Annotated in this window: 9 protein-coding genes; 3 read left to right on the forward strand and 6 right to left on the reverse strand. The window is 61.9% G+C overall.

Translation table 11 applies throughout. The annotated features are described in order from the left end of the window. The first annotated feature begins 112 nt into the window (after positions 1–112). Positions 113–3,616: a hybrid sensor histidine kinase/response regulator gene (locus A3C3_RS0129960; protein WP_022718261.1), complete on the forward strand. Its 3,504-nt coding sequence runs from the start codon at positions 113–115 to the stop codon at positions 3,614–3,616. A 129-nt stretch (positions 3,617–3,745) separates the two neighbouring features. On the opposite strand, the gene A3C3_RS0129965 is transcribed toward A3C3_RS0129960, so the two are convergent. From A3C3_RS0129965 to A3C3_RS0129985, 5 genes are all read right to left on the reverse strand, one after another. Further along, positions 3,746–3,955, reverse strand: coding sequence for a cold-shock protein (locus tag A3C3_RS0129965; RefSeq protein ID WP_022718262.1), 210 nt, complete (start codon positions 3,953–3,955; stop codon positions 3,746–3,748). Between the two features lie 319 nt (positions 3,956–4,274). Next, on the reverse strand, positions 4,275–4,652 hold the full coding sequence (locus A3C3_RS0129970; RefSeq protein ID WP_022718263.1) for a VOC family protein: 378 nt from the start codon (positions 4,650–4,652) through the stop codon (positions 4,275–4,277). A gap of 80 nt (positions 4,653–4,732) precedes the next feature. After that, entirely contained in the window at positions 4,733–6,949 is a 2,217-nt protein-coding gene (locus A3C3_RS0129975) for a 3-hydroxyacyl-CoA dehydrogenase NAD-binding domain-containing protein (protein WP_022718264.1), read from the reverse strand. Positions 6,950–7,122: 173 nt separating this feature from the next. Then, positions 7,123–8,331, reverse strand: coding sequence for an acetyl-CoA C-acetyltransferase (locus A3C3_RS0129980; RefSeq protein ID WP_022718265.1), 1,209 nt, complete (start codon positions 8,329–8,331; stop codon positions 7,123–7,125). A gap of 199 nt (positions 8,332–8,530) precedes the next feature. Then, positions 8,531–10,327: an acyl-CoA dehydrogenase C-terminal domain-containing protein gene (locus tag A3C3_RS0129985; RefSeq protein WP_022718266.1), complete on the reverse strand. Its 1,797-nt coding sequence runs from the start codon at positions 10,325–10,327 to the stop codon at positions 8,531–8,533. 199 nt (positions 10,328–10,526) lie between these two features. On the opposite strand from A3C3_RS0129985, the gene A3C3_RS0129990 reads away from it, so the two are divergent. Then, positions 10,527–11,003, forward strand: a complete 477-nt coding sequence (locus A3C3_RS0129990; RefSeq protein WP_022718267.1) for a VOC family protein — start codon at positions 10,527–10,529, stop codon at positions 11,001–11,003. 47 nt (positions 11,004–11,050) lie between these two features. Here the strand turns inward: A3C3_RS0129990 and A3C3_RS0129995 are convergent, their stop codons facing one another. Further along, positions 11,051–11,911 carry a DMT family transporter gene (locus tag A3C3_RS0129995; RefSeq protein ID WP_028740125.1) on the reverse strand — a complete coding sequence of 287 codons (861 nt, stop codon included), beginning with the start codon at positions 11,909–11,911 and terminating at the stop codon, positions 11,051–11,053. Positions 11,912–12,016: 105 nt separating this feature from the next. On the opposite strand from A3C3_RS0129995, the gene A3C3_RS39605 reads away from it, so the two are divergent. Continuing rightward, positions 12,017–13,456 (forward strand): aminotransferase-like domain-containing protein, encoded by a 1,440-nt coding sequence (locus A3C3_RS39605; protein WP_022718269.1) that lies wholly within the window; start codon positions 12,017–12,019, stop codon positions 13,454–13,456. Positions 13,457–13,492 lie beyond the last annotated feature (36 nt).

Below are 13,492 nucleotides of genomic sequence, written 5' to 3' on the forward strand. Positions count from 1 at the left end.
TCCTGCGCCTTGGACTTAATGCCTAGATCATCGCAATTTCCAAGACAGACGATTTCCCCTAGTCTTGATGTCTTTTGGGAGAACCGGCGGTGAGTGCGCCGGTGGAGGGTCGATGCTTCAAGGCTGGGTCATCATCGCGTTTGCCTTCGGCTATCTGCTGCTTTTGTTTGCGGTCGCAAGCTACGGCGACCGTAGAAGCCAGAGGCTGGGCATACCGGACGGCGGCTGGCCGATCGTCTATGCGCTGAGCCTTGCGATCTACTGCACCTCCTGGACCTATTTCGGCGGCGTCGGGCTCGCCTCGCAGCGCGGCCTTGAATTTGCCGGGATCTATATCGGCCCGATCCTCGTCTTCACGCTCGGCATGCCAGTGCTGCGGCGGATCATCGAACTTGCCAAGGCCGAAAAGCTTACCTCCGTCGCGGACTTCCTCGCCGCCCGCTATGGGAAGAATCCCACGGTCGCAACGATCGTGGCGCTGATCTCGCTCATTGGCACGATTCCTTACATCGCACTGCAGCTGAAGGCGATCAGCAGCACGGTGACCGCGATGGTCAATCCTTCGGATTATGGCATCGGCAGCGGCAACCTCTACTTCCTCGACCTGCCGCTGATCGCAACCCTGGTGCTTGCCTGCTTCGCCGTGATGTTCGGCACGCGGCATACCGATGCGACAGAGCACCAGGACGGCCTGATCCTCGCCGTTTCGATGGAATCGCTGGTCAAGCTCGTCGCCTTCCTGACCGCCGGCATCTGCGTCATCTGGTTTTTGTTCGATGGGCCCGCCGACCTTTGGCGGAAAAGCGTGGACAACCAGTTGGTCAACGCAACCCTCGACTACAAGACGCCGATCAGCCGCTGGATCACGCTGATACTGCTGTCGGCCGTTGCAATCATCATGCTACCGCGCCAGTTTCACGTCACCGTCGTCGAAAACCGCTCGGCGAAACAGCTGCGGCTCGCCGGCTATCTCTTCCCGCTCTATCTCATCGCCATCAATCTCTTCGTGCTGCCAGTGGCGATCGGCGGCCTGCTGACCTTCGGCGGCACGGGCAATGCCGACTTTTACGTACTGTCCCTGCCGCTTGCGGGGCAGATGCAGATCGTTTCGCTGATCACCTTCATCGGCGGCTTTTCGGCGGCCACTGCAATGGTCATCGTCGATTCCGTTGCGCTTTCGATCATGGTGTCGAACGACATCATCATGCCGATCTTCCTGCGCAGGAAGCTTGCCGGACGTGCCGGCCAGCGCGATGACTTCGCGAAAAGCCTGCTCAACATCCGCCGCAGCGCGATCTTCGCCGTCCTGCTGCTCGGCTATGCCTATTACCGCTCGACCGACAGCACGGCCGGCCTTGCCTCGATCGGCCTTTTGTCCTTCGCCGCGATCGCACAGATCGCACCCGCCTTCTTCGGCGGTCTTATCTGGCGGCGTGCGAATGCACGCGGCGCCATTCTCGGCCTTACGTCGGGTTTCGTCATCTGGTTCTACCTGCTCTTTCTGCCTTCGCTCGGCGGGCCGGATTATTCCTATGTCGCGACCGCCTTCCTCAGCTTCATCTTCCCGGGCACGGCGCTTTTTGCAGCAGCGGATGCCGATCCGCTCGTCAACGCCACAGCGATGAGCCTGCTTATCAATACCGCCTTCTTCATCGTCGGCTCGATGACGCGCAACGCCCGTCCGCTGGAGCGCATCCAGGCAGGCATCTTCGTGAAGGGGCAGTCGCGCTCGCAATTTGCGACCCGCGGATGGAAGACCCGCATCAGCGTCGGCGACCTGAAAACGGCAATCGCGCGCTATCTCGGCGAAGAGCGCATGCAGCGATCGCTTGCGACATACGAGCAGAATTCCGGCCGCAAGCTGGAGGACGACCAGCCGGCCGACATGGCGCTCATCCACTTCACCGAACAACTGCTCGGCAGCGCCATCGGATCCTCCTCCGCGCGGTTGGTGCTTTCGCTGATCCTGCAGAAGACCGAGGACGCTTCTGCCGACACGGCATGGCTGCTCGACCAGGCAAGCGAGGCGCTGCAATATAACCAGGACATGCTGCAGACGGCGCTCTCGCAGATGGACCAGGGCATTGCCGTCTTCGACAGCTCCAACCAGCTGACGATCTGGAACCGGCGCTTCCGCCAGCTTCTCGACCTGCCGGAGGATGTCGGCCGTGTCGGCTTTCCGCTTTCGGAAATCGTGGCGATCTTGAGCCAGCGCGGTGACGTGCCAGCCGCCGAACTCAGCCAGACGGTGCGGCATTTCCTGACGCTCGACAAACCCTTCTCGCTCGTTCTCGGCGGCGGCGAACGGATCATCGAAGTGCGGTCCAACGCCATGCCCGACAAGGGCATCGTGGCGACCTTTACCGACATTACCCAGCGTGTTGCGGCCGACCAGGCGTTGAAGCAGGCAAACGAGACGCTGGAGCAGCGCGTTGCCGAGCGAACGGCGGAGCTGACGCGGGTAAACCGCGAACTCGGCGAGGCGCGAGCGGCCGCCGATGAAGCAAATATCGGCAAGACCCGCTTCTTTGCCGCTGCCGGCCACGACATCCTACAGCCGCTGAATGCGGCGCGGCTTTATTCCTCCGCCCTCGTCGAACGTATCGCGCAGTCCGAAAACGGGCCGATCGTGCGCAATATCGATTCCGCACTGGAATCGGTCGAAACCATTCTGGGGGCCGTTCTCGACATCTCGCGGCTTGATACGGGTGCGATGCGGCCGCGGCTGACCTCCGTGCCGCTGGCCGGCCTGCTGGAGCGCATCGAGACCGATTTTGCGCCGATTGCCCGGGCGAAGAAGCTGAAGCTTGTCGTGATGCCGACATCACTGCGGGTCCGCTCCGATCCCAACCTGCTGCGGCGCCTCGTGCAGAACCTTGTTTCCAACGCCATCAAATATACGTTGACTGGCAAGGTGCTGGTCGGCGCCCGGCGGCGGGGAAACCAGGTGGTGATCCAGGTGATGGATTCCGGCATCGGCATTCCGCCCTCGAAATTCCGCACGGTCTTTAAGGAATTCGCGCGGCTCGACGAAGGCGCGAAAACGGCCTCCGGCCTCGGCCTCGGCCTTTCGATCGTCGACCGCATCGCCCGCGTCCTCAACCATCCGGTCGAGCTGCATTCGACGCACGGCAAGGGCACGGATTTCCGCATCGTCATGCCGCTCGATGTTTCCAAGGCCGGCGCGGCACCGCCCTCCGCAGCGCCGACCGATCGGTTGCCGCAACCGCTCAAGGGATTAAGGATCCTTTGCATCGACAACGAGCCGAAGATCCTCGAGGGCATGCGGCTCTTGATTTCCGGCTGGGGTTGCGAGGTGGAGGCTATCGACTCTTTGGCCACGGCTTCGGGTTTCGAAACGCGTCAGCCCGCGCCCGATCTCATCATCGCGGACTATCATCTCGGCGACGGGACCGGAATTTCCGCGATCCTGAATTTGCGGGAATGCTTCGGGACCGATCTCCCGGCGCTGCTGGTGACCGCCGACCGGACGCCGGAGGTCAGGGCGGAGGCGGAGCGCCACGGCATCGCGATCCAGCACAAGCCGGTGCGCCCGGCCGCCCTTCGCGCCTTCATCACGCAGATTTCCGGGCTGAAGCGTGCCGCGGCGGAGTGATATCCATGCCGCTTCGCGCGCAAAACGAAAAAAAGGCCGGGCTAACCCGACCTTCCTGCCATCTCGACGAAACGTGCCAGTACATCCGTGGTCACGTTCCGGAGATGATATTCTCAAGCCTTGGGAGGCTCAGGCCGCCTGAAGACGGTCTGCCGACATCTTGCCCGAACGCTTGTCGGAAACGAGCTCGTAGGAAAGCTTCTGGCCTTCCTGGAGGTCGCGCATTCCGGCGCGCTCGACAGCGGAGATGTGGACGAAAACGTCGGCTGCGCCGTCATCCGGCTGAATGAAGCCGAAGCCCTTGGTTGCGTTGAACCACTTAACGGTACCTGTGTTCATGACGATATCCTTTAAAAATCGTAGGTAGAAGATAACGCACCGACCAAAGCCGACGCGCGATGAAGACCGATTTTGGAGGAAGTTCGCCAGGAACGGCACAAATGGCCGAAACAAAGTCCATCTAGCAAGATCGATGTGCGCGCTTCTACGCGAAAATTGTCTCCAGTGCAAGACGGAACGAGACGGAGCGCAATTTTCGTTCCTTATGCGCCAGTCCTCCTGCATCGGCGTTCCTCACCCCGTCCGGCACTTTCATGCACCGGCTTCCTCATCCTCCGCGTCGCGCAGACGGCTTTTGCTGATCTGCGCAAGGCTCGTTTTATCTCGCAGGCACGATGCAGAACTGATTGCCTTCCGGGTCCTTCATCACCGTATAGCCTGGTTCCCTTCGCTGGATGCTGCCACCAAGCGCGGTGATGCGTTCGATTGCGGTTGGAACATCATCGACGGCAATATCCAGATGGACCCGGTTGTTGCTGTAATCGCGCAGCCGGACGCGCTGGAAACAGAGAGACGGGCCGGGACCGTCCACCATCACCGTCGGGTCCGTCTTCGGCGCAAACCCAAGCTTCGCCAGCCGGCCGATTTCGGCGTCGTCATAGGGACGGACCTGATAGCCATCGAGAATTGCCGCCCAGAAGGCGGCGAGGCGCGAGGGGGTCTCAGCTTCGACGACGATTTCGGCGATAGTGGCCATGAAAAGTCTCCTGGGCAGCGGCGCGCCCCTTGCTCCGTCACCCTGAGGCTTAACAGACTAAGCGCAAACCATGAGGCGGCTTACGCCGCCTCCTTCTCCTTTGCATACGGATCAAACCGCCCATAAAACGTCTCGCCCTTCGCGGCCATATCCTTCAGCAGCGACGTCGGCTTGAAATGCGGTCCGTAAGAAATGGCTAACGTTTCGCACAAGTCCACGAACTTCTTGGCGCCCATGCCGTCGATGTAGCTGAGCGCGCCGCCAGTATAAGGCGCGAAGCCGAAGCCGAGGATGGAGCCGACGTCGGCTTCGCGGGGGTCGGTGACGATGCCTTCTTCGACCGTGCGGGCGGCTTCGAGCGCGATGGTGACCAGGAAGCGCTGCTTGAGGGTGTTGACGTCCACGTCCTCGGCCTTCTTCTGCGGGTAGAAGGACTTGAGTTCCGGCCAGAGGAACTTCTTGGCGGGCTTGGGAGGGTAATCGTAGAAGCCCTTGGAGTTCTTGCGGCCGAAGCGGCCTTCCTTTTCCACCATGCGGGAAACGAGCTCCATGTGGCGGGGGTCGATCGCCTTTTCTCCCAAGTCCGCGACCGTGGCCCTGAGGATCTTCAGCGACAAGTCGATGGCGACCTCGTCGTTCAGCGCCAACGGGCCGACCGGCATGCCGGCCATCTTGGCGGCGTTCTCGATCATCGCAGGCGGCACGCCTTCGATGAGCATGTCATAGCTTTCGGCCATGTAGCGCAGCACGCAGCGATTGACGAAGAAGCCGCGGGTGTCGTTGACGACGATCGGGGTCTTCTTGATGGCGGCGACATAATCCAGCGCCACGGCGAGCGCCTTGTCGGCGCTTTCCTCGCCGAGGATGACTTCGGTCAGCATCATCTTTTCGACCGGCGAGAAAAAGTGGATGCCGATGAAATTTTCCGGGCGTTTCGAATTTTTTGCCAGGCCGGTGATCGGCAGGGTCGAGGTGTTGGAGGCGAAGATCGCGCCTTCAGGAAGCACTTCCTCAACGGCTTCGATGACGTCCTTCTTGACCTCGCGATCTTCGAAGACGGCTTCGATGACGAGATTGGCGTCCTTCAGATCGGCGTAATCGGCAGACGGGGTGATGCGGGAGAGGATGGCGGCACCCTCTTCCTGCGTAAGGCGTCCCTTACCGATGGACTCCTTTACCAAGCCTTCGCCGGTCGCCTTGCCCTTGTTGGCGGCGTCCATATCGCGATCGATCAGGATGACGTCGATACCGGCGGCGGCCGTAACATAGGCGATCGAGGCGCCCATGAAGCCGGCGCCGACGACGCCGACTTTCTTCAGCTCGGTCTTGGGCACGTCTGCCGGGCGGCGGGCCCCCTTGCCGAGCTCCTGCATGGATATGAAGAGCGAGCGGATCATCGAGAAGGCTTCGGTGGTCTGCAGCACCTGCGTGAAATAGCGCTGCTCGATCTTCAGCGCCGTATCGAAAGGCACCTGCAGGCCTTCATAGACGCATTTGAGGATGGCAAGCGCGCCTGGATAGTTCCCGGCAGTCTCGCGGCGCAGGATCGCGGGAGCGGCGGGCCACAGCTGTGCGGAAGCAGGCGTCCAGATGCCGCCGCCAGGCGCCTTGAAGCCTTTCTCATCCCAAGGAGCGACGGGCTTCAGGCCGTCCTTGATCATCTGCTTGGCAGCCGGGATGAGCTGGTCCGGCTCGACCACCTGATGCACGAGATTCATTGCCTTGGCGCGGGAGGCAGAGAGCGACTGGCCGGTCGTCATCATCTGCAGTGCGGACTGGGCATCGGCCAGGCGCGCGACGCGCTGCGTGCCGCCCGCCCCCGGGAAGATGCCGACCTTGACCTCGGGCAGCGCGATCTTCACCGACTTGGCATTGGAGGCGACGCGGCCATGGCAGGCGAGCGACATTTCCAAGGCGCCGCCCATGCAGGTGCCGTTGATCGCCGAGACCCAGGGCTTGCCGCAGGTTTCGAGCTTGCGGAAGAGGCCGGTCATGCGGCCGACGAGATCGAAGAGTTTCTGCGCAGCGGTCTGCGGGTTTGCGGCCTTCTCCTGCTGGTAGAGGGTAAACATCGACTTGATCATCGACAGGTCCGCTCCGCCGGAGAAGGTGGACTTGCCGGAGGTGATGACGACGCCCTTGACGGCGGTATCGGCAACCGTGGCATCGACGATGGCGTTCAGCTCGTCCATGACCTCTTCGGTGAAGACGTTCATGGACTTGCCGGGCATATCCCAGGTGACGAGCGCAATGCCGTCGGCGTCGGTTCTGACGGTGAAGTTCTTGTAGGTATTCATGGCGGGACTCCTCTCCCTTGTAATCTCTTCCAGCAGTGCGGCCTTGTACGGCCCCTTTCTCCTCCGTCATGGTCGGGCTTGACCCGACCATCCAGCCCTTGGGCGGTGGATCCCCGGGTCAAGCCCGAGGATGACGGACATAAGCGAGCGGGCCGCCCGAAAGGCTTCCGCGACTAAACTCTCTCGATCACCGTCGCCGTGCCCATGCCGGCGCCGATGCACAGCGTGACGAGCGCGGTATTGAGATCGCGGCGTTCGAGCTCGTCCAACACGGTGCCGAGGATCATCGCGCCGGTGGCGCCGAGCGGGTGCCCCATGGCGATGGCGCCGCCATTGACGTTCATCCGGTCGTGCGAAATGTCGAAAGCCTGCATGTAGCGCAGCACGACGGCGGCGAAGGCTTCGTTGAGTTCGAAGAGATCGATGTCGGAAAGCTGCATGCCGGTGCGCTTCAGCAGCTTTTCCGTGACGTCGACGGGGCCGGTCAGCATCAGCGCCGGGTCGGAGCCGATATTGGCGAAGGCCTTGATGCGGCCGCGGGGTTTGAGGCCCATCGTTTCGCCGCCGGCCTTGGAGCCGAGCAGCACGGCAGCGGCGCCATCGACGATACCCGAGGAATTGCCGGCGTGATGGACGTAGTTGATGCGCTCGACCTCCGGATGGGCCTGGATGCCGACAGCCTCGAAACCGCCCATTTCGCCGGGCATCTGGAACGACGGATTGAGCGAGGCCAGCGCCTGCATATCGGTGCCGGGGCGCATGTGTTCGTCATGGGCAAGGATCGTCAGGCCGTTCTGGTCCGTCACCGGAATGACGGAATTCTTGAAGTAGCCCTTTTCCCAGGCATTGGCGGCGCGCTTCTGGCTTTCGACGGCATAGGCGTCGACGTCGTCGCGGGAGAAGCCGTATTTGGTGGCGATGAGATCGGCCGAGACGCCCTGCGGCATGAAATAGGCGGGGAAATTAACCGACGGGTCCATGAACCAGGCGCCGCCAGACATGCCGAGGCCGACGCGTGACATGCTTTCGACGCCGCCGGAAATCACGATGTCATCGGCCCCTTGCGAAATCTTGCCGGCCGCAAGGTTCACGGCATCGAGGCCGGAGGCGCAGAAGCGGGAGATCTGGATGCCGGGGACGTGCGTCGAATACCCGGCCTCGAAGGCTGCGGCCTTGGGAATGACGGCGCCGGCATCCATCACCGGGTCGACGCAGCCCATGATGATGTCGTCGACCGTCTTCGTGTCGAGCCCGTTGCGGTCACGGATCGCCTCCAGGGTCTTGGCGGCGAGGCGGACGGAGGGCACTTCGTGCAGCGAGCCATCCTTCTTGCCGCGGCCGCGCGGCGTGCGGACGTGATCGTAAATGAAAACCTCGGTCATAGTCTCATCTCCCTATCGGCCGGGTGGCCGTTGAATTCTTTCTCTTGCCTTCTCCCCAGCCGGGAGAAGTGCCGAACAAAGCGAGGCGATAAGGATCTCCGGCAAAGCCGGAGCCTGAAGAAAGCCGCGCCTGCGGTGCGTCCCCGCATCCGGCCCTTCGGGCTACCATCTCCCCGGCGGGGAGAAGCGGCAACTCCAATCAAAACGCCTCGGCCGGCAAGGTCATCATCGTCTCGGCGCCTGTCTCGATGCGGGCCTTGCGCAGCGCGGTTTCCGGCATGATGCGCTCCATGAAGAAGCGGGCGGTCACAAGCTTGTTCCTGAGATAGCTTTCGCGCGGCGTATCGCCGCTCGCAAGGCCATCCTCTGCGGCTTTCGCCATCTTCCCCCACATATAGCCCAGAACGACGAGACCGAAGAGATGCATGTAATCCGTCGAGCCGGCGCCGGCATTGTCAGGCTTTGCCATCGCATGCTGCATGAACCACATGGTCGCCGCCTGCACGTCGTTCAAGCCCTTCTTCAGGTTCTTGGTGAAGAAGGTCATCTTCTCGTCGTTGCGGTTCTCCTCGCAGAAATCGCCGATCTCCTTGAAGAGCGCCATGACGGCGCGGCCGCCGTTGAGACCCAGCTTGCGGCCGACGAGATCGAGCGCCTGGATGCCGTTGGCACCCTCGTAGATCATCGCGATGCGGGCGTCGCGCACGTACTGGCTCATGCCATGCTCTTCGATATAGCCGTGACCGCCGAAGATCTGCTGGGCCATGACGGCGTGATCGAAGCCCTTGTCGGTCATCACGCCCTTGAGGATCGGGGTGACGAGGCCGAGGATGTCATCCGCCGTCTGGCGCTCGGCATCGCTCGCGGAGCGGTGGGCGATGTCGGATTTCAGCGCTGTCCAGAGGAGGAACGCGCGGCCGGCCTCGTTGAAGGCGCGAATGGTCATCAGCGTGCGGCGGATATCCGGATGAACGATGATCGGATCGGCCTTCTTGTCCGGCGCCTTCGGGCCGGAGAGCGAACGGCCCTGGATGCGCTCGCGGGCGTAGTTCACGGCGTTCTGATAGGCGATTTCCGAGATCGAGAGGCCCTGCAGGCCGACGCCGAGGCGCGCCTCGTTCATCATCACGAACATGGCGTTCAGGCCGCGGTTTTCCGCCCCGATCAGGAAGCCGGTCGCCTCGTCATAGTTCATGACGCAGGTGGCATTGCCGTGAATGCCCATCTTGTGCTCGATCGCGCCGCAGGAGACGGCGTTGCGGTCACCCGGCGTGCCGTCGGCAGTGACCAGGAACTTCGGCACGATGAAGAGCGAGATGCCCTTGGTGCCTTCCGGCGCGCCCTCGATGCGGGCGAGCACGAGATGGACGATATTGTCCGTCATGTCGTGCTCGCCGGCGGAGATGAAGATCTTCTGGCCGGAAATCTTGTAGCTGCCGTCACGCTGCGGCACGGCCTTGGTGCGGAGCAGGCCGAGATCGGTGCCGCAATGCGGTTCGGTGAGGTTCATGGTGCCCGACCATTCGCCGGCAACCATCTTTGGCAGATAGGTCTGCTTCTGCTCGTCCGACCCGTGGACGACGATCGCCGCAATGGCGCCCTGCGTCAGCCCCGGATACATCATCAGCGACATGTTCGCCGCGGAGGTATATTCGCCGACTGCGGCATGCAGCGTGTAGGGAAGGCCCTGGCCGCCGAATTCCTCCGGCACGGCAAGACCGGTCCAGCCGCCTTCGCAATAGGTCTTGTAAGCTTGCCTGAAGCCCTTCGGCGTCGTGACCGAGCCGTCGTCCGCCCGCCTGCAGCCTTCCTGATCGCCGGAATAATTCAGCGGGAAGAGCACTTCCTCTGCCACCTTTGCCGCCTCGCCCAGAATGGCCTCGATCATATCCGGCGTCGCATCGGCAAAACCCGGCAGGTTGTTGTAGCGCTCGATGCCTAGCACGTCGTTCAGCACGAACAGCGTATCGTTAACCGGAGCCTTGTAGACGGGCATTGTTCGAATTCCTCCAATTCGGCAACCGGACGGGACCGGCATTTGAGAGTCTCTTACAAAATATTGACGTTTGCGTAAACGTCAAATTCTGCATTCGGGCAAATTTTTGGAAAGAACCTTTACGCCTGTCGGATGACTCCCGCTTGAAACGTCCTTCGGCTGTCAGACAGTGTCAGCAAATAGACGAGGAGACTATCCAATGACCAAGGTCAGCACGAATATCTGGTTCGAAAAGAACGCAAAGGAAGCCGTCGAATTTTATGTCTCGATGGTGCCTAATTCTTCGATCCGGCGCACGACCGTAATTCCCGCGGATACGCCCAGCGGGCCGGAGGGCAGCTGCAAGGTGATCGAGTTCAGGCTTGGCGATCAGGAGTTCACGGCGCTGGAGGCCGGGCCGCTCGATCCGCTCAATCATTCGTTTTCGATCGTCGTCGCATGCGAGACGCAGGCCGAGATCGACCGGCTCTGGGATGGCTTCCTGCAAAACGGCGGCGTGCAGGAGGCATGCGGCTGGCTGAAGGACCGCTGGGGGCTTTCCTGGCAGGTCGTGCCGCGCGTGCTCGGCGAGATGATGGCCGACCCGGACCGGGCCAAGGCGCGACGCATGACCGAAGTCATGCTGCAGATGGTCAAGCTCGATGTCGCGAAGCTTGAAGCGGCATTCCGAGGCTAAGCGGGATGCCGGATGATTCAGGCGGAGCCGTAGTTCCGCCCGCTGCTCTATCGCGCAAATTTCTTCGCGCCAGCAACGCAGGCCACGACGGCCAGCGTGACAGCAAACATGCTTAGGCTCACCTTCTCATGAAGCAGCACAGCCGCAAGTGCCAGGCTGAAGAAGGGCTGCAGCAATTGCAGTTGGCCGACGGCTGCGATACCGCCGAGCGCAAGTCCGCGATACCAGAATATGAAGCCGATCAGCATGCTGAAGAGGGAGACATAAGCAAGACCGATCCAAGACGTGCTTGCTGCATCCGGGAAGGACGGCGGCATGACGACGAGTGACAGCATGAGCATGACCGGCAGCGAGAGAACGAGCGCCCAGGAAATAACCTGCCAGCCGCCCAGCTTGCGCGACAGCCGGCCCCCTTCCGCATAACCCAGCCCGCAGACGATGATCGCCGCGAGCATCAAGAGATCGCCGACCGAGGATGCGGCATCCTCGCGCATCAGCGCAAAGCCCGCGACGGTGGCGCTGCCGAGGCAGGAAAACAGCCAGAAGACCGGCCGTGGTCGCTCGCCGCCGCGCAGCACGCCAAAGACGGCCGTCGCCAGTGGCAGAAGGCCGATGAAAACTGTCGAGTGGGCCGAAGTGATATGCTTCAGCGCAAATGCGGTGAGCAGCGGAAAGCCGATGACCACGCCCAGCGACACCACAAGGAGCGAGACAAGATCGGCGCGGCCAGGACGCTTTTCGCGAAAGGCGAGCAGCAAGCATAAGGCAAGTATGCCAGCGATCGCGGCGCGGGCGACGGTAAGGAACAGCGGATCGAAATTTGCAACCGCAACGCGCGTCGCCGGAAGCGATCCGCTGAAGATCAATACTCCCAGAAACCCGTTGATCCAGCCGCCTGTCCTGTCCATCGCCATGCTCCCGTGTTTTCATCGCTATCGACCGCAAGGGCTGGAACCGCCAGAGACAGTGCTATACAATCACCACAAACTGTTATGGATACGGATGCAGTACAGATGGATCAACAATCGGCGAAGCGCGAGAGCGGCGGCAAGCGCATAGAAGGCGTCATGGCGGAAATCCGCAGCAGGATCGCAGCTCGCGGGCTGGTGCCGGGATCCCGCCTGCCCTCGGTGCGCGCCTTCGCAAAGACGATGCAGGTCTCGCCTTCGACTGTCGTGGAAGCCTATGAACGGCTGGCCGGCGAAGGCCTGATCCGTTCGCGGCCGGGTTCCGGCTTCTACGTTTCGAGCCCGCTTGCGCCGCTTACGCTTTCCGAGATCGGGCCGAAGCTCGATCGGGCGATCGATCCATTGTGGGTCTACCGACAGTCACTGGAAGACGCACCCGAACTGCTGAAGCCCGGATGCGGCTGGCTGCCGGCAAGCTGGATGCCGCAGGTAGCAATACGGAAGGCGCTTCGCGCGATCTCCCGCGGCGAAGGGCGGGTACTCGTAGATTATGGAACGCCGCTTGGGCTGCCGCAGCTAAGGCAACTGCTCTCGCGCCGCATGGGCGAGCGCGGCATTGCAGCAGCTCCCGACCACATCATTCTGACGGAGTCGGGCACGCAGGCGATCGACCTTCTGTGCCGTTTTCTGATCGAGCCGGGTGATGGCGTATTGGTGGACGACCCCTGCTATTTCAATTTCCATGCACTGTTGCGCGCTCACCGGGCGAACGCCATTGGCGTTCCGATGACGCCCAGCGGGCCGGATATCGAGGCATTCGAGCGGGCGATCGATGAGCACCGGCCGCGGCTCTACATCACCAACTCATCAATCCATAACCCGACAGGCGCGACGTGTTCACCTGTTGTGGCACACCGCCTGCTGAAGCTTGCCGAGCGCGCCGGCCTGACAATCATCGAAGACGATATCTTCGCCGATCTCGAGCATGAGCCGGCTCCTCGTCTCGCCGCATTCGACGGGCTGGAGCGTGTGGTCCATATCGGCAGCTTCTCCAAGACGCTTTCTGCTTCTGTCCGTTGCGGCTTCATAGCCGCGAGAGCGGACTGGATCGAGCCGCTCACCGATCTCAAGATGGCGACAAGTATCGGCGGCGGGCGGCTGTCGTCCGAACTGATCCTGCTGCTTTTGAAGGATGGCAGCTACCGCAAACATCTGGACGCACTGCGCGTTCGCCTTTCAAGAGCGATGGACGAGACGGCAGCGCGGCTTGCGCCGCTCGGCATCACACCATGGATAAGGCCGCAGGCGGGCATGTTTGTCTGGTGTAAGTTGCCGGACGGCATAGACGCTGCCGATATCGCGCAAGCCTGCCTTGCCGACAACGTCGTCTTAGCGCCGGGCAATGCCTTCAGTCTGTCGCAGACAGCACGCGGTTTCCTTCGCTTCAATGTCGCCCAGTCGGATGATCCGAGGATATTCCGGTCGCTTGAGAGAGCGCTGAAGAATGCGGCGCGCAGTCCCGGCCTGCTGACTGGCAATCGCTGACTGAAAGCAGCGTTTGCTTCTGCGGGCGAACACGCT

The organism is Rhizobium mongolense USDA 1844, from assembly GCF_000419765.1.
GTDB classification, from domain to species: domain Bacteria; phylum Pseudomonadota; class Alphaproteobacteria; order Rhizobiales; family Rhizobiaceae; genus Rhizobium; species Rhizobium mongolense.

Coding starts and splice junctions, on each gene's coding strand:
- A3C3_RS0129960 (WP_022718261.1), top strand. CDS start 113: ATGCTTCAAGGCTGGGTCATCATCGCGTTTGCCTTCGGCTATCTGCTG.
- A3C3_RS0129965 (WP_022718262.1), bottom strand. CDS start 3,955: ATGAACACAGGTACCGTTAAGTGGTTCAACGCAACCAAGGGCTTCGGC.
- A3C3_RS0129970 (WP_022718263.1), bottom strand. CDS start 4,652: ATGGCCACTATCGCCGAAATCGTCGTCGAAGCTGAGACCCCCTCGCGC.
- A3C3_RS0129975 (WP_022718264.1), bottom strand. CDS start 6,949: ATGAATACCTACAAGAACTTCACCGTCAGAACCGACGCCGACGGCATT.
- A3C3_RS0129980 (WP_022718265.1), bottom strand. CDS start 8,331: ATGACCGAGGTTTTCATTTACGATCACGTCCGCACGCCGCGCGGCCGC.
- A3C3_RS0129985 (WP_022718266.1), bottom strand. CDS start 10,327: ATGCCCGTCTACAAGGCTCCGGTTAACGATACGCTGTTCGTGCTGAAC.
- A3C3_RS0129990 (WP_022718267.1), top strand. CDS start 10,527: ATGACCAAGGTCAGCACGAATATCTGGTTCGAAAAGAACGCAAAGGAA.
- A3C3_RS0129995 (WP_028740125.1), bottom strand. CDS start 11,911: ATGGACAGGACAGGCGGCTGGATCAACGGGTTTCTGGGAGTATTGATC.
- A3C3_RS39605 (WP_022718269.1), top strand. CDS start 12,017: ATGGATCAACAATCGGCGAAGCGCGAGAGCGGCGGCAAGCGCATAGAA.